The sequence below is a fragment of the Lacunimicrobium album genome (genome assembly GCF_052161635.1).
Taxonomy (GTDB): Bacteria; Planctomycetota; Planctomycetia; order Planctomycetales; family Planctomycetaceae; genus SXPC01.
The window spans coordinates 2,825,002-2,841,922 of the sequence record NZ_CP197413.1 but is presented as its reverse complement, the minus strand read 5'-3'; the positions used below and the strand labels follow the sequence as shown (position 1 = coordinate 2,841,922).

Below are 16,921 nucleotides of genomic sequence, written 5' to 3'. Positions count from 1 at the left end.
AGGAAGAGGTTGGAACGCAGAGGACGCTGAGGGGAGCAGAGGTCGCGGAGTTGGGAAGAGTCAGCAGGGATCGATTTGGTGTAGGGTGCTGGTGAGGCTTTGCGAACCGCACCAAATGGGCAATGAAAGTCGAATCACCTTCGAATGTGCATTTGGTGCTGCGAAGATCGTGGTAATTCGAAATTCGCAAAATCCCTCATCCGACCTCGAAGACTCGGCCACCTTCTCCCCGGGGGAGAAGGGACGATTAGCTGTGCTTTGTTTTATCGAAGTTGGCGATGTAGTAGCTGCCGTAGGTGTGGACTCGGTCGATTGGGTGGAGTTGGTCGGCGAGGGCTTGGTTGTACTCGAACATCTCGCCTAGCTTCTTGGTGGTGTTGCCGATCTTGACGGAGATCGGGTCGACGAAGCCGACGGAGAGGCCGGCGCTGCGCCATTGGAGTCGGGTTTGGGGGGCGGCGCGGTCGATCATTGCCTGCCACTCGGCTTCGAGAATCTTGGGTTTGACTTCGGCCAGCCAGTCCATGTGGTCCAGCAGCACGTAACGGCTGATCGTCACTGGGTTTTCTTTGAGGAAGCCGAGGAGTGTGTTGGTGTGGGTTGAGACCTTGTTGACCAGACCACCTTTGAGCTTCTTGAAGCCCTCTTCGGTGAGGTAGTTCGGGCAACAGTCTTTGGTGTACTGGCCAGTCAGGTAGACGCGCCAGAAGTAGTTGTCTTTGATGGGGAGTTCGGTGAAGACGGTCTCGATGCTGTCGACGACGAACTGGAGGATTCCGCCGGGGTAATCGCGGTCGAGTTGTTTGCGTTGAGCCCGAGGAACGCCGAGGAGTGCGAGGGTGGTGTCGCGCTTCATGGCCCACTTCAGGAAGGGAGTCCACATCGTTTCACGCAGGCGATAACGCTGATAGATGTCCTTCTGAGATTCGACTGTCTCGGCGGCGAGGAGTTCGTTGATGACCGGGCGGATCTTTTTGACCCGGTCGATGTAGATGTTGATCAACCAGGCGAACATGCCTGATGAGCCGTAGAAGTAGAAGCTGGGGCGCTGGCCTTTGCCGGAGAAGAACTTGGAACGCTTGTCCCAGAATTTGCGAGAAGCTTCGGGGAGTTCGGCTCGCAGTTTCTCCTGATAGAACTGCTTGAACTTCGGGTGGGATCCTTTGCCGAAGAGTTGGAAGAAGTCGTCGTATTCGAGGTGTTTGATGGCGGCGAGTTTGAGATCGAGCAGCGCGTTCTGCTTGGGGTTCACGTCGACGGTGTAGACGTGATTTGGATTGGCGAGGGCGTAATCGAGGGCGTTACAGCCAGCTGAGGTGATGACGAGAACATTGTCCTTCTCGGAAAGTTCCAGCGCGACGTGGTCGAGACGGGGATCTTCCCAGCAGGTGTTGTAGACGAGCGAGCTGCCGTGCACGAACTTGAACCACGCCTTGCTGACGTGATCCAGACCGAGAGATTTTCGGAGCGTACCGGAAATGCGTCGTCTTGAGGTGCGGGGAAGTTTATTTTGTGGCTCGATCTGAGAAAGATGCATGAACCAGTCGACCTTTGAGCTTTAGAAAGGAGTAACTGACCACCGGGTGAACTCGAAGTCCCGTCGACCTCCCTGGTCGGACTGTTTTCGTTGGTCAGCATGGGTGACACGCGGCCGCGGCACGTCGGTAATGTTACAACAGCGGTTTCGGTTTGGAAAGGATCAATCCGGGAAGGTGGGGTGATCGGATGTGAGGGTGTGTGCGGATTGGGGAAGGCGGGGGGAGATTGCGGGGTGAGAGGAAGGGAAGCTGGCGAAGATTGACCACATGACGTGAGGTCTGCCAAGGCTCAGCACAAAGAGTGTGAAGAATTGCTGTCTGGCGTACTCGGATTGGTGTTGGCGGCAGGGAGCGCAAGGGACAGGGGGTTGACACCCCCCGCTCGCCTATGAGGTTAAACGGCTTCGAAGTCGGGTTTGGTGGGGGACATGGTGGCGTTGCGGGCGGGGTGAAACTGGTCGTCGTCGGGGTAGGTGGAGAGGTCGTCGGAGAAGATGAGTTTGAGGTGGCCGTTATCTTCTTCGATGATGGCGGAGCAGTGTTCGAGCCAGTCGCCGGTGTTGAGGTAGGCGGTTTTGCCGGTGGTGTCGAGCATGGGCTGGTGGATGTGGCCACAGAGGATGCCGTCCATTTGGCGCGAGATGGCGTGCGCGGACAGCTTCTCTTTATATTCGTTGAAGAACAGCTGGAGTTTGCCGAGGCGTTTTTTGAGCCAGCTGGAGAGGGTGTTGTCGTAACGGGACGATGAGTAGCCGGTCCAGCGGAGCCAGCGGTCGGCGTGGAGGAGTTTGTCGTAGATGAAGGCGGTCAGCTTGGAGACGAGTCCGCAGTGGCATTCGTGATTGTCGAACTGGTCGCCGTGGATGACGAGGAGGCGTTTGCCGTCGGCGGTGATGTGGACGAACTCGGGGGCGATCTTGATGGAGCTGGTGAGGAACTTGGCAGGGACATGAGTCAGCAGGTGACGCATGAATTCGTCGTGGTTGCCGGGGGTGTAGAAGAGTTCGGTGCCGCGGTCTTTGAGTTCGGAGAAGCGGGCGAGGATCTGGTTGTAGACCTGGGGCCAGCGCCAGCGGTGGGTCAGTTCGCGGCCATCAATGGCATCGCCGACGAGGTAGATGGCTTCGGGCTCGAAGCGGTTGAGCAATGCGAGCAACTGGTCGGCTCGACAGTGTCGAGAGCCGAGGTGGAGGTCGCTGAGGAAGAGAGTTCGAATACGAACAGACATCCGGCCGATCCCTGGTGGCTGAGGGCAACTCTGGTTTTTGTTATCTCATCATTGAGACAACGTGTTGTGGCCCATCTGCTTCAAGTATCTGCCTGTCATCTGAAGATCTGGTTAGGTAAGCGATAAGAATCGGTGAAGGATGTGGAAAAAGTGTGGGGAAAACAGGCCTATCTTAACAGGAGGAGCAGTTTTCGAAGCCAGGGGATCAGGTTCACCACAGAGGCATGGAGGTCACGGAGGTGGGAGGCGAGAGATCCCGATGTCCTGTCTTCCTCTGTGTTCTCCGTGGCTTTGTGGTGAATTCCTTCTGACTGTGTTTTTGGAACGACGATTCACTGTTCGTCCGGATGAATGATTCTCAACGGCTTGTTACGGGACAGCGATGATTTTGGAAGGAGACTTGGTGGCGGGGAGGGTTTGGAGGATGCTCATGCTTTCGATGGAGAGGAGAGTGAGGGTGCCGTCGCCGGGGTTGGTGAAGGCGGCGTAGCGTCTGGCCTGGTCGAAGGTGATGTTGTGGTGGCCGTTGTGGCCTTCGAGTTTGGACGGGCCGACTTCGAGCGATTTTTCGAGTTTGGCATCCTGCCAGTTGCCGTCGTTGTTGGGGTCGAGCTTGATGACGGAGAGTTTGCAGGGCGTTGCGACTTCTGATTCTTCTTCGTGATCATGGAAGATGAAGGCCAGCGGGGAGGACTGGCGGTACTTGATGATTTCGACGCTGGAGGCGTGGTCGTCGGGTTGGAAGGCAAGGTCGATGGTGTTGAGTGGCAGGGAGGGCTGGGTGGCGTCGATGGTGTGGAGGCGGGTTGATTCGCCTTTGCCGGAGGTGAAAGCGACGTAGCGGTTCTGGAAGGTATTGAAGGCGCCGGTGCGTCGTGGGCGGGATTCGTTGAGGTCGTCCTTGCCGAGGTCGATGTGATTGACCTTCGGGGGCTGGCTGGTGAAGACGCCATCGGTCCAGCAGATGCCTTCGGAGGGGGCGAAGAAGACTTTGCCGGCGCAGGCGGTGGCGCCGTGGATGCCGCCGGTGGGGAGATGGAAGGAGGCGGCGATGTCGGTACTGCCTTTGGGAGTCAGGCGAACGACGTCGACGCGGCCTTTGTTCTCGCCATCACGGTCGATCCAGGTGGAGAAGGCGGTCTTATTGTCAACGGCTGCCAGGGTGATGTGCCCTCCCCCGCCCTTGTGGAAGGCGGCACGGGAGATGATTGATGCGGGTGAGTCGGTTGGTTTGAGGTCTTTCGGGTCGAAGCGGGTGAAGCCGTCGTTCTTGTCGTTGGCCATGTAGAAGACGCCGTCGTATTGGTAGAGGTGAGCTGGGTTGCCTTGCTTGTCGTTGAGGACTTGGGCGATGGCTTTGGGGGCGCGTCGGTAGTACCAGTGGGAGTGATCGCCGTGAGGTTCTTCGTCGACGCCGGTGTCGATGAGGACCCAGCCGGACTGGTACTTGCCGTCGTCTTCGTCACGGACACCGACGAGGATAAAACCAGAGGAGGCTTCCATCTGGACGAGGGTTTGCTTTTCGGGGTCGAGCTTGGGGAAGTTGGCGACGGTGGTGATTGGGCTGAGTGTCAGTGGGCTGGTGGCGAGGAGGTCGGCTGTGTGGACGGAGAGGGTGGATGCGTCCTGCCAGAGGAAGCGGGTGATGATGCGCGGGGGTTTGGGTGGGGCGGCTTGTAGGTTTGTGGTGAGGAGGAGAGTGATGGTGAGGAGGAGGTAGTGTTTCATGGGGAGATCCGTGTTGTTGGGGTTAGATGGATGTATTTGGTGCGGTTCGGAGGCTCACTGGCAGCCTGATTTCCGCTGGTGTCGATTGAGGGATGAGAGCGAATGAGTGCCTATGCCCCACCCTCATCCGTCAGCGAAGCGCTGACACCTTCTCCCCTCAAGGGAGAAGGGACGAGAGTGAGGGTTTTGCTTTGCCTTCGATGTTCTTTTCATTTTTTGGAAGATTGTTGGCGCGATGCCCTCATCCGCCCGTTGGGCACCTTCTCCCGGGGGGAGAAGGGAGCTATGGGGCGTTGCGAAATTCGCAGAGGTCCCTCATCCGGCCTCGAAGACTCGGCCACCTTCTCCCGGGGGGAGAAGGGACGTCGGAGGAGGCAATTAGTAGTTGGTGGTGATTTCGTTGCCGGCGATGGAGTGTAGGGCTCGGTGGATGTTGGTGTCGATACTGTTGCTGAGGAAGTGGACGGAGCCGTCGGCGAAGAGGGTTTGGGCGCCGCCGGGGTGGTAGCTGCGAGGGCCGTAGAAGCCGCTGCCGTGGAGGGTGATGTCGGGGGATTTGCTGTTGGGGGTGTTGTAACCGTTGGTGAGGACGTTGGCACTGAGAGCCCGCAGCCAGGACATGCCTCGGCCTGAACCGGCTTGTCCTGCTCGCCAGGAGGTATAGGAATTCGCGACGTTGAGCAAGTCGGGATTGGAGATGACACCTGAGGGCCAGCCGCCGCCGGTGCCCATGTAACCGCCAGTCGCTGGGCCTGCTCCGCTGGTGCCTGAGGTTCCGGCGAGGATCTTTGAATAGGGTTGTTTGGGGAAGGTGCCTGTGGGGAGAGTTGCATCGACTCCGTCGCCGCGGACGGCTTCGGTCATGACGATGGAGTTGGAGAGGCCGTCGGTGAAGTCTTTGAAGCAGACGCTGGAGTTCTGATAGAAGGGGCCGTCGGTGCGGTAGCGGTCGTCGTAGAAGGTGTTGGTGCCGGAGCCGTTGCTGCACATGTAATTGATGGCGCCGAAGGTGTATTCGGTCTGGCTGCCGGTGGGGCCGAGGGTTGCGGTGTATTGTGTGGGGCCGGAGTCGCTGGGGCACAGGAGGACCGGGATGACTTCTTTGAAGAGGTTGACGAAGACGGGGTTCGGGACGGTGTTGCCGCCGGTGCCGGTGTAGACGGGGAGGCCGAAGTTGATGTTATCGAAGAGGTTGCCCTGCTCGATGTAGGGGAGGATGCGGGCCTGGGGGGAGAAGCTGGAGGCGACGCCAGTGAAAGGGAGTGCGGAGAAGGTGCTTTCGTAGTTATGGAGGGCGAGGCCGAGTTGTTTGAGGTTGTTGGAGCAGGTGGAGCGTCGAGCGGCTTCGCGGGCCTGCTGGACAGCGGGAAGGAGTATTGCGACTAGGGTCGCGATAATCGCGATGACGACCAGTAGTTCGATCAGAGTGAACGCTGGGCGTGAATGGGAATGGTCAGGAGTCAGCATGGGGTTCTCCAGGAGCATGCATGGTGCATCGGGGGGACTGTGTGATCACGGTGAGTGTATCGCAATGGTTTCGCAAATGCAAATATATTGCAAGGAGTGTTTTTGGGGTTTTGCGGTTCTCTTGGAAGTGATGAAGGAGTGTTTATGTGGTTGTTGAGACGATGCGATCAGATGAAGAACGGGGACGGGAGTACACAGGGGCTTTGTCTCGGAGTTTCAGGTGGCTGGGTCGGGCTGAAAAAAATGTCGAAATTGCATTCAGTTGGAGGTCGGGAGTTGCCGATAGATATCAATTGAGTAACCACCACGGACGGGGCTGAATTGCGTCCGGACATGCCGCTGCCAATGATGGTCTGCATGCCGTTCATGAGTTTGAACAACTTCTGAATGTGCCCGTTGCGAATGCGCGACGAGTGTTGTGATCCATCATGCAACCTGAAACAAAAATCGGTCTTGCCCTGGGGATGATCCTGTTTGGATTTTTCCTTGCGATCGGGGTCCGTCTGACGGCTGAGCCGAGTGCGCCATCGCTACGTCATCCTGAGGTCGTCGAGGACCAGATGAGCAAGCATCCGCTGCCGCTGGCTCCGATTGCGGCTGCGAAGAGTGATGCGGTTGTGCCGGTTGTTGACTTTGGGAAGTCGAGTCTGATTTACCAAGGGGATCAGTTTGCGCCTAATCCGATAAGTACGGTGAAGGAAACCGAAGTTGCGAAAGCGGGAGTGGGCGGTCCAGCGGATACAATTGCTACTAAAGCGACCATGACTGATCGTGATGTGGACGTGGTTTATCATGTCGTCGGGTCGGGGGAGACGTTGTCTTCTATCGCGGGGAAGCATCTGGGATCGACCGCGAAGTTTCGTGAGATCTACGAATTGAATAAGGATCAGCTGTCGAGCCCGGACAGTCTGCAGGTCGGGATGAAGCTGTTGGTGAAGGGGAAGCCGCAGCGAACGGAACCGGCTGTTGAGGTGATTGAGCAGGTGGCGGATGTGAAGAAGGAAGAGACTACGAAGGCTTCGCCAGAGCGGGTTGTGAGTGTTGATAAAGATGAGAAGAAGGTGGCGAATCCTGCGAGTCGATTCTCGCCGGCGAAGAGTTCGCCGTTTACTCGTAAGAGTCGCCCGTGAGTTTCATTCTTTGAACGTGATGATACACTGGGCTCTATCAATATTCTTTGATGGGAGTCTGTGATGCGTCGATCGATTCTGGGTCTGTTTGCGGTTGCTTGTTTTGCTGTGTCCCCTGCTCTGCTGAGTGCGCAGGAGAAGTTTGTTCCGAACTATGATGAAGCGAAGGTGCCTGCGTATACGTTGCCTGAGGTGCTCGTGATGCAGGATGGGACGAAAGTCACGACATCAGGCGTCTGGGAAAAATCTCGTCGGCCTGAACTGGTTGAAATGTTTGCTCAAGAGATGTTCGGACCCGTGCCTGCGAACTCGGGGAAGTTGACCTGGAGTGTTCTTGAAGAGGATGAGAAGGCACTCGATGGGACGGCTCATCGGATGCAGATTGAGATCAAGCCGCATGGGGATGCGTCGGATAAGCGGTTTGAGTTACTGCTGTACGTTCCGAATCAGATGAAGGGACCAGTGCCGGTCTTTTTGAATTTCAATTTTCTGGGGAATCATACAGTTCACCCCGATCCCGCGATTCACCTGGCGACTTGGGCGTCACGCGATCCGAAGACGGGGGAAGCTGTTGTTTTGACGTCGGAAATTGCGAGAGGGGATCGAATTCGTCGGTTTCCGGTCGAGGTGATTTTGAAGCGAGGGTACGCGCTTGCGACAGTGCATTATCAGGCGGTTTATCCAGATGATGCCAAAGCAGTGAAGATTTCAGAGGGGGCGGAGCCGGGGGCGATTTCGCAGTGGGCTTGGGGGTATTCGCGTGTGACGGATGTCTTGTGTCAGCTGCCGAAGATTGATCGGGAGAAGATCGTTTTTCTCGGGCATTCTCGGTTGGGGAAGACGTCGCTGTGGGCGGGGGCAAATGATCCTCGGGCGGCGATCGTGATTTCGAATGATTCGGGGTGCGGGGGAGCTTCGCTGGCACGACGACAGTATGGTGAGACCGTTGGTCGAATCAATGATGCGTTTCCGCATTGGTTTTGTGGCAACTATAAGAAGTATGGCAAAGATGTGAATCAGCTGCCATTTGATGCTCATGAGCTGCTGTCGCTGGCTGCCCCTCGGCCGGTTTATGTGGCGAGTGCGACCGAGGACCAGTGGGCGGATCCGAAGGGTGAGTTTCTGGCGCTGTGGAATGCGAATCCTGTTTACCAACTGTATGGGCTGGAGGGGATTCGGGAGACGGAGCAGCCTGCAGCTGAGGTGCCGATTTCAGCGTATAATGGGTATCACCTGCGGGTGGGGAAGCATGATCTGCTGGAGTATGACTGGGTGCGGTATCTGGATTTTGCGGATGGGTATTTTAAGAAGTGAGGGGTGACGGTGTGTGGTCGGGGATTGGAAAGGTGGGGTGATGGAGAGTGGATGCGTACGGGTGCGTGTCTTGTGAGCTGTGCTCACCCAGCCGTGAACGGGTGGGCTTTCCGGGGGGAAGTCTGAAGTTGTTGTGAGGGGCGTATTCGGAGGGGTGTTGGTAGCAGTGGGCACAGGGGACAGGGGGTTTACACCCCCCGCTCGCCTTCGGAGGGGAATTATTTTGGGAGGCCTTGGCGGGTGGTGTTTTCGGTGATGGTGCGAGAGGTCATGAATTGCCAGAGGTAGTCGGGGCCGCCGGGTTTGGAGCCGATGCCGGACATGCGGAAGCCGCCGAAGGGTTGGCGGTCGACGATGGCGGACGTGATGGGGCGATTGAGGTAGAGGTTGCCGACGTCGAACTCGCGTCGGGCTTTTTGGAGGTTGGCGGGTGAGCGGCTGTAGACGCCGCCGGTGAGGGCGTAGCGGGTGTTGTTGGCGAGCTTGAGGGCTTCGTCGAAGTTCTTGGCCTTGAGGATGACGGCGACGGGCCCAAAGAGTTCGTCCTGGGCGAGAGAGTCGTCTGCGGGGATGTCGGTGAAGATGGTGGGGCTGACGTAGTGGCCTTTCTCTTTGAGATCGGTCACGTCGAGGGAAATGAGGACGGGATAGATTTCCCGGCCGCGGGTGATGGCTTCTTCGAGGCGGGTCATGGCACGGGCATCGATGACGGGGCCGATGTTGGTGCCGGGGTCATCGGAGGGGCCGACTTTCAAGCGGTCGATGGCGCCGCTGAGGCGTTTGGTGAAGGCGTCGTAAACGCCGTCGAGAACGATGATGCGGGAGCAGGCGGCGGACTTCTGGCCTGAGTAGCTGAAGACGGATTCGATCACGCCTGCGATGGCTTCGTCGAGATCGGCGTCGGTGTCGATGATGATCGAGTTCTTGCCGCCCATCTCGGCGATGACTTTCTTGACGGAGCGCTGGCGCCGGTTGGTGTCGGAGGCTTGCTTGACGATTTCGAGGCCGAGGTCTTGCGTTCCGGTGAATGCGATGAGGTCAACGTTGGGGCTGCCCACGAGTTCGGGGATGATTTCTTCGGCGCCGGGGACGAAGTTGATCACCCCTTCCGGCAGGCCGATTTCGTTGATGATTTCCATCAGCTTGGCTGCAATGATGAAGCCCTGCTCTGCTGGTTTCATGATGACGGTGTTGCCGGTGACGAGGGCGGCTGCGGCCATGCCGGTGAGGATGGCCAGCGGGAAATTCCAGGGGGCGATGACGACGGAAACGCCTTTGGGGCGGAACAGGAGTGAGTTGTCTTCGCCGGGGAAGTTGTGGGCGTATTCGCGGGCGATTTGTCGCATCTGGACGGCGTAATAGTGGCAGAAGTCGATGGCTTCGGCGACGTCGGCGTCGGCTTCTTTCCAGGTCTTGCCGATTTCGTAGACCATCCAGGCAGCGAGGTCGAAGCGGCGTTTTTCGAGTTGAGAGCCGATGAGGTCAAGATATTCGGCGCGGTAGTCGGGTTCCATTGTCGACCAGGTGACGAAGCTGCGTTTGGCGGCTTCGACGGCGTCGGTGACGTGATCGCTGTTGGCGAGGGAGACTCGGCCCAGAGTCAGATTTTTATCGAAGGGGCAGACGGTGGTCCATTGGTTGCGGGTTTCGTAGGACTTGCCATCGATGATGAGCGAGTAGTCACTGCCGAACTGATCGCGGACGTCGGAGAGGGCCTTCTTCATGCGGTCGCGGTTGGCTTCGAGGCTGAAGTCGGTGTGGGGGGTGTTGGTGAAAGTGAGTTTCTGGGGATCAGAGACGGTTGAGAGCATATCGGGATTCACCTGGCTGTTGATTCCGAAGGATGGTTTGGAAGACTCGATGTGACCAGGCGTGCTGGTGGAGGTTGAAGATTCTGTCGGGGCTGGTGCCTGGAAGAGGACTTCCGGAGGGATGTCAGCCTTGTTGGAATGCTTCAGGTACGAGTCGTTGGAGGTGTTTTCGAGCAGTCTGCGGACGAGGTAGGCGATGCCCGGGATGAGTTCGCCGTAGGGGGCGTCGATACGGACTCTATAGCCTTTCTCGACGAGGGCTTGTCCGAATTCATCGCCGACGCCGTAGAGGAGCTGGAGCTCGTAGGCGGATTGCGGGATGTCGTGCTGCTCGGCATAGGCGATGGCGTGGGTGAGGCTGCGGAGGTTGTGGCTGGCGAAGGCGGGTTTGAGCCAGTCGCGGTTGTCGAGGAGGAAGCGGGTGAGTGCTTCGTAATTGGTATCGGTCTGCCACTTCTGGGTGAAGACGGGGGATGGCCAGCCGCGTTGGGCGGCGAGGGTGGTTTCGTGATTCCAGTAGTCGCCTTTGACTAGACGAATGGAGATCGGCGTGCCCCGGTTTTTCGTCCAGGCGAGGAGGTCTTCGAGGTCATCACTTGAGGAGAGAAGATAGGCCTGGATGGTGATGCCGAAGTTGGGGGAGTCGCGGTACTCCTCTTCTTCGAGGAGTTGTTTGAAGATGGAGATCGTCAGCTGCTTGTGGCTGGTTTCTTCCATGTCGAAGTTGATGAAGGCATCAAGGGCGATGGCGCGGTCGAAGATCGGGCGGAGTTTGTCTTTGACCCGTTCGCTAGTCCCATTTGCATCGAGAGGCGAGAAGTTGGGATCGAGCGAGGAAAGCTTGAGGGAGATGTTGACGCGCGGGATGGAGCCGAGGTCGTCGGCGTCGATTTGAGGGGCTTCGGGGAAGCGTTCGAAATCGTGACACAGGTGGTTGAGGAGATCGATGCAGTGCGTCTGGTAGGTGTGGGCTTCGTCTTCGGTGAGGCTACAGGAGCTAAGCTGGTCGACGGTGATGGCGTAGCCTTTGTCGCGGAGGTTCTTGAGAGTCTGTTCGACTTCGAGAAGGGTGCTGCCGGCGATGAAGCGTCGGGCCATGCGGGAGGCGTTGGTGCGTACGTTGAATGCGAGGGCGCGGGAGAGGATGCTGTTGTTGTCGGTCAGTTCGAGGCCCAAGCGCGTGGCGTTGGGGAGATGGGCGCGAATGTCCTCGAAGAATTCGTTGAGGTGCTGGTTGATGGCGACGTGATCCCGGAGCGAGGGGAGGACGTCGAGGAAGCGGAAGAGTTGCACCTTGATGGATTCATCAGAGAGCGCCCATGTGAGGAGGCGTTCTTCGAGCCAGCGGCGTTCGAAGATGGAGGGTTTGCGGTGCTGAAGGGTTTTCCAGAGCGCGCTTCCGAGTTCATGAATGCGTTGTTCCCGCTCCTGTTGAGAAGGAACATCGATCACAGCCGACATGAGGAATCCAATCCGAGAGAGAAGAGTGCGCGACGGGTGGCCGTCGTGAATGAGTCAACCGACGATCTTATCGGGTGGAGGGGGATGGGAGAAGTTTGAGGGGGGATGTGGGAGAAGAATGTTGGGTTTGTGTGGCCTCGGTTGGTTGATGTGGAAGTCAGCTTGTTGTGTAAATGCAGACACTGGCATAGCCAGTGGCACCCGGGGTGGGGGCGTATGGTGCGGTTTGGAGCCATCGAAGCAGCCTGATTTACGCTGGTGTCGAATCAGGAATTAGAGCGAATGAGTGCCTATGCGCCACCCTCATCCGCCCTTCGGGCACCATTCCTGAGAAGACTACCGCGTCGTTCACTCTCGCCTTCTCGGCGAGAGCGAACTCCTTGCTTCCACCTCAAGGGAGAAGGGACGGAAATGGGGCTCCGTTGAAGGTATCAAGGAGGAATGTGGGCTTTACGAAATTCGCAGAGTTCCCTCATCCGTCGGCGAAGCGCCGCCACCTTCTCCCCGGGGGAGAAGGGACTTAATACCGCTCCCCGGGGGGAGAAGGGATGGAATTACGTCGTGTAGTCAGCGTTGAGGCGGACGTATTCCTGGGTGAGGTCGCAGGTCCAGATGGTGGCTTGGCCTGAGCCGAGGGAGAGTTTGAGGTCGATGACGACTTCGCCGGTTTTCATCGCGGTGGAGACTTTGGAGAGGTCTTCGTCGGTCGGGGCGCCTTCGGCGAAGATGGTCAGGTTGTTGATCGACAGGGAGATGATGTCGTTTTCGGTGAGGTTGTTACCAGTTCGGCCGCAGGCGGAGACGATGCGGCCCCAGTTGGGGTCGTTGCCGGTGATGGCTGTTTTGACGAGGGCGTCGTTGGCGATCGTCTTGCCGAGGAGGTTGGCGTGGGCGGAGTCGAGGGCGCCAGTGATGTTGATGGTGACGAAGTGCCCTGCCCCTTCGGCGTCGCGGATGATTTTCTGGGCGAGTTCGGAAGCGACGGCTTGCAGGGCGTCTTTCAGTTCGACGTGATCGGTGATGGAGACGCCGGACTGGCCATTTGCCAGGAGGATCATCGAATCGCTGGTACTGGTGTGGCCTTCGACGGTGATGCTGTTGAAGGAGTTGTTGGCGATTTCGGTCATGAGAGGTTGAACAGTCTCCTCGCTGACAACCGCGTCGGTCATGATGACGCAGAGCATGGTCGCCATATTGGGGGCGATCATAGCGGCGCCCTTGCAGACACCGGTGATCGTGACTGTCTTGCCGTTGATGGGGACTTCGCGTGTGACGACCTTGGGAACCGTGTCGGTCGTCATGATGGCTTGAGCGGTGTTGGCGAGGTGGTCAGGAGAGCCGCCGCGGTTGGACCAGAGTTCGGGGATGTTGGTCGTGATTTTAGAGAGTGGCAGGAAGCGGCCGATGACGCCTGTCGAGCAGACGAGGACATCCTCCGCAGAACAGCCGATTTGAGCGGCGAGGCTGGCGGTCATCTCTTTGGCGTCTTTGATCCCCTGCGTACCGGTGCAGGCATTGGCGTTGCCGGCGTTGATGATGACGGCGCGGGCGGTGGAGCGTGGGAGGCGTTCACGGCAGACTTTGACCGGGGCGCCGTTGACGGCGTTGGTGGTGAAGACGCCGGCTGCGACAGCGGGGACTTCGGAGTAGAACAAGGCGAGGTCGAGGCGTCCGACGTCGCCACGGATTCCGCAGGCGCGGGCGCTGGTCTGGAAGCCGAGGGGGAGGCGAAGTGAGTTTGAAGCGTTGGTCATTGGTTTGGTGGGGGATTCGGAATGGAGATGAGAAATGGGAAGGGATGAAGACAGGGGGTTTACACCCCCCGCTCGCCTTTGAGAAGAATTATGGCAATAAGCCGGTGGATTCTTCGTAGCCTTGCATGAGGTTGAAGTTTTGGACGGCGACGCCGGAGGCGCCTTTGATGAGGTTGTCAATGACGGCGAGGACGAGGACGTGTCCGCGGGTGAGGCGGACGGTCATGTCGCAGAAGTTGGTGTAGGCGACGTCTTTGGTGCCGGGGAGGTGTTCGACGACGCGGATGAAGGGCTTGCCCTGGTAGTAGTCGCGCATTGCCTGGAGTAGCTGTTCTTCGGTGGCTTCTTTGGCGGGGCGGGCGTACATGGTCGCGAGGATGCCGCGGTCCATGGGGACGAGGTGCGGGGTGAAGATGACGCTGACCTGTTTGCCGCAGGCGTCGGAGAGGACCTGTTCGATTTCCGGGGTGTGTCGGTGGTTGCCGATGCTGTAGGCGGAGATGCTTTCGTTGCACTCGGGATAGTGAATCGTCAGCTTCGGTTTGCGACCGGCACCGGAGACGCCGGACTTCGCGTCGATGATGATGTTCTCGGGTTCAATGAAGCCACCAGCCAGCAGCGGGGCTAAGCCGAGGATGGAGGTGCTGGTGTAGCAGCCGGGATTGGCGATGAGGTCATGGCCGGGGATCTTCTCGGCCCAGAGTTCGGGGAGGCCGTAGACGGTGGAACCGAGGCGAGTCGGGTCGGTGTGGACGTGGCCGTACCAGGTTTCGTAGACGCCGGGGTCTCGGAGTCGGTAGTCGGCACTGAGGTCAACGACTTTGACGCCGAGGGCCAGCAGTTTGGGAATGATCTCCATGCTGGCAGTATGGGGGAGAGCGCAGAAGGCGACCTGGGCACGCTCGGCGATTTGTTCGGGAGAGAGGTTCTCGCAGTTGAGATTGATGCGGCCGTACAGAGACGGGTGGACCGACTGGATCGGCGTGGCGTCATCCTGACGGCTGGTGACCGCGGTGATTTTCACGTGCGGGTGTCGCAGCAGGATTTTGATCAGCTCGACGGCGGTGTAGCCGGTGGCTCCGAGGATGGCGACTGTGGTCATTGCAGTATAGGGCTTAGGGATTGGGGCTTAGGGCTTAGCCGGACGGGGGAACGGGAGTCATGGGGCGTTGGTCGTGAGTCACGAGTCGTGAGTCATGAGGTGGAGAAGGTGTTTCGGGAGGCTTTTTCTCATGACACTCGACTCATGACTAAGAATGACGGCGCGATGGACGCTGATGTTCGCGCCTGGGTTACTTCTTCTTGGGTTTGTTGGCGAGGTATTTGGTCCACTCTTTGTATTGGGGGGACTTGATGAATTCGCTGTAGTCTTCGACGGCGGAGATGTCGTTCCAGTCCATTTCGAACTGGGAGTCGATCTTTTTGAGCCATTCGAGGGTCTTGGCGTGATCTTCCTGGTTGAGGGAGATGGTGATCATCAGCCAGTAGCCGTCGATGAGGCTGGAGTCCTGCTGGAGGGCGGCGAGGGTCATTTTTTCGGCGGTGGCGTATTCGTCTTTGGCTTCGTACATCTCGGCTTTTTTGATGTCGAGGAAGGGATCGCCTTTGATGGCCTGGCTGATCGCGTCCAGGCATTTGATGGTCTTGTCGTAATCGCCTTTGGAAGAGAAGTAGGTGACGCCGAGGAAGTTCAGGCAGTTATCGGCGGGATATTTTTTCTGGAAGTCGTCGTAGGTCTTGATGATCTCTTCATGGTCCATTTTGCCGAAGGCGGCGGTGAAACGCATGGTCAGAACGTGCTTGAGTTGTTGAGTCTGTTCTGGCATCTGGTAATAGACGAGGAGAGCCTTCTCGTATTGTTTGAGTTGGTTGAACTCGGCCATCTGCTGGAGTTTGGTGACGTTTTCGAGTTCTGCTTTTTCGGTGCCGGAGATTTCGGTGAGGAGTTTGGCTTCGTTCTGCTGGATGTAATACAGGAGGAGGCGTCGGGAAGTTTCGGATTGGAACTCGGCGTTGAGGTGGGTGAAGATATCGTAGGCGCGGACCTTGCCATCGGGAGATTTGGCGAGGAGGAATTCGTGGTAGTTGTAGCCTCCGTCTGGGCGAACCATGCGGAAGATCACGCGTTTGCTTTGTTTGCCTGTTGCGCTATCGAGGACTTTGAGGAAGTCGTACGAACCGCCATCACGGACGAGCTGTTGCATGAGTGAAAGAGGGTTGGACTGGATATAGCCTTGTTTCCAGCCGGCCATCAGGTCTTTGATTTTGGTGTCTTTCTGGTCCATATCGCCGGCGACGCGCTGGGTCAGCCAGTCCATGTTGCAGAACTTCTGGAAGTCGACGTTGGGCTCGGCGTAGATATCCTGTTCGAGCGATGTTGCGAACTGTTCGTATTCGCGGTCCGTGATCGGTGCAGAATCAGGGACAGCGGGCTGGTATTCTTTTGGCGGAGCAGCCGCCTGGGCGAACGTCACGCCGCTGAGGTTCAGCGAGAGAGTCAGGGCGCAAAGGGTGAGTATGATGTGTTTGAATCGGAATTGTGCCAGTCCCTTGATAGCCATCGTCGCCCTCCTGAGTATGTCGATCTGATCCCGGACGGGCGTTTGCGGGGAGAGTGCCCTGGGACATAAAACTTCTCGGATTGTAGAGTTCGGTCGATCAGTCGAACAGACTCAAGTGACAAGTTTTCGAGCAGGAAAGGTGTTGCGACTGGCGGTTTCGGCATTTTTGCTTATTGGACTTACGCTGATTCCCGTCAAGACCGCTCAGAAAACAGGAGGAGACTGGAACGCAGAGCACGCGGAGGGGAGCAGAGGTCGCGGAGGTGGAAAAGGGTCAAAAGACTGAGGCGGGCGTTTCACGAAAGTTGAGGAGGGATCTCGATGACGAAAAGGGGATTTTCTCTGCGTCCTGTGTTTGGCAGTGATCCCTCTGATACCAATCACAACATAGCTCCGCGAGTTTTCTTCCCAACGTGCCATGCTTGCGGCTTTGAGCAAGCATGTTCTGAACGCTCCAACGTCAAACGAAACAGCATGCTCACCCAAAGCTGTGAGCATGGCACGACTTTTGTGGCCGCGCTGGTTTAATCGGGATTGGTATGAGTTCCAACTTTTTCCTTGCAACTGGCTGAAGTGGGGCAGGTTTGTTCAAAGCCAGCCGTACGGTTTGGTAGGCCGCGCAGTTAAAACTGGTATTGGTATTCCCCAGTTGAGAACGGTGCGGGACTTTTTCTGATTCAGAGTAGTCAAGCCATGACGTAAGGCCTTATAATGTGGCAGAAGGCACGGCTGGACAAATTGAGACGTGAACTGGGATGCCGGTTAATCACGAATCGTTTGACGAGCCGTTTCTTTTTTTGTCTTGAATGAACGGCAGGCGACCTTTATCCGTCTGTTGGCAGCCTGCCTCAGCATGGGGCACCCTTTGCAGCGGCTGGTGAGTGCGTTCCAGACGGCAGACGTTTTTGCAGTATGAAACTTTGAACTCT

The 16,921-nt window shown here is 57.7% G+C and carries 10 protein-coding genes; 2 read left to right on the top strand and 8 right to left on the bottom strand.

Annotated features, from left to right (window positions below; genetic code table 11):
• Positions 1-247: 247 nt before the first annotated feature.
• The 4 genes from SH248x_RS11255 to SH248x_RS11240 form a co-directional block, all read right to left on the bottom strand.
• On the bottom strand, positions 248-1,537 hold the full coding sequence (locus SH248x_RS11255; protein WP_459554370.1) for a BtaA family protein: 1,290 nt from the start codon (positions 1,535-1,537) through the stop codon (positions 248-250).
• A 395-nt stretch (positions 1,538-1,932) separates the two neighbouring features.
• Positions 1,933-2,766: a UDP-2,3-diacylglucosamine diphosphatase gene (locus SH248x_RS11250; RefSeq protein WP_459554369.1), complete on the bottom strand. Its 834-nt coding sequence runs from the start codon at positions 2,764-2,766 to the stop codon at positions 1,933-1,935.
• Between the two features lie 369 nt (positions 2,767-3,135).
• Entirely contained in the window at positions 3,136-4,494 is a 1,359-nt protein-coding gene (locus SH248x_RS11245) for a YncE family protein (RefSeq protein ID WP_459554368.1), read from the bottom strand.
• A 378-nt stretch (positions 4,495-4,872) separates the two neighbouring features.
• The gene (locus SH248x_RS11240) at positions 4,873-5,961 is read right to left on the bottom strand and encodes a DUF1559 family PulG-like putative transporter (protein WP_459554367.1); all 1,089 of its coding nucleotides are present in this window, start codon (positions 5,959-5,961) and stop codon (positions 4,873-4,875) included.
• A 428-nt stretch (positions 5,962-6,389) separates the two neighbouring features.
• Here SH248x_RS11240 and SH248x_RS11235 point away from each other — a divergent pair, with 428 nt between their 5' ends.
• A complete protein-coding gene (locus tag SH248x_RS11235; RefSeq protein ID WP_459554366.1) occupies positions 6,390-7,091 on the top strand; it encodes a LysM peptidoglycan-binding domain-containing protein in 702 nt (233 codons plus the stop codon).
• A 63-nt stretch (positions 7,092-7,154) separates the two neighbouring features.
• Positions 7,155-8,405 (top strand): alpha/beta hydrolase family protein, encoded by a 1,251-nt coding sequence (locus SH248x_RS11230; protein WP_459554365.1) that lies wholly within the window; start codon positions 7,155-7,157, stop codon positions 8,403-8,405.
• 218 nt (positions 8,406-8,623) lie between these two features.
• Here the strand turns inward: SH248x_RS11230 and SH248x_RS11225 are convergent, their stop codons facing one another.
• From SH248x_RS11225 to SH248x_RS11210, 4 genes are all read right to left on the bottom strand, one after another.
• Complete coding sequence (locus SH248x_RS11225) at positions 8,624-11,677, bottom strand: proline dehydrogenase family protein (RefSeq protein WP_459554364.1); 3,054 nt, start codon at positions 11,675-11,677, stop codon at positions 8,624-8,626.
• 554 nt (positions 11,678-12,231) lie between these two features.
• Positions 12,232-13,431 carry a bifunctional ornithine acetyltransferase/N-acetylglutamate synthase gene (gene argJ, locus SH248x_RS11220; protein ID WP_459554363.1) on the bottom strand — a complete coding sequence of 400 codons (1,200 nt, stop codon included), beginning with the start codon at positions 13,429-13,431 and terminating at the stop codon, positions 12,232-12,234.
• Between the two features lie 88 nt (positions 13,432-13,519).
• Positions 13,520-14,533 carry an N-acetyl-gamma-glutamyl-phosphate reductase gene (gene argC / locus SH248x_RS11215; protein WP_459554362.1) on the bottom strand — a complete coding sequence of 338 codons (1,014 nt, stop codon included), beginning with the start codon at positions 14,531-14,533 and terminating at the stop codon, positions 13,520-13,522.
• A 190-nt stretch (positions 14,534-14,723) separates the two neighbouring features.
• The gene (locus SH248x_RS11210; RefSeq protein WP_459554361.1) at positions 14,724-15,992 is read right to left on the bottom strand and encodes a tetratricopeptide repeat protein; all 1,269 of its coding nucleotides are present in this window, start codon (positions 15,990-15,992) and stop codon (positions 14,724-14,726) included.
• Between the last annotated feature and the right edge of the window lie 929 nt (positions 15,993-16,921).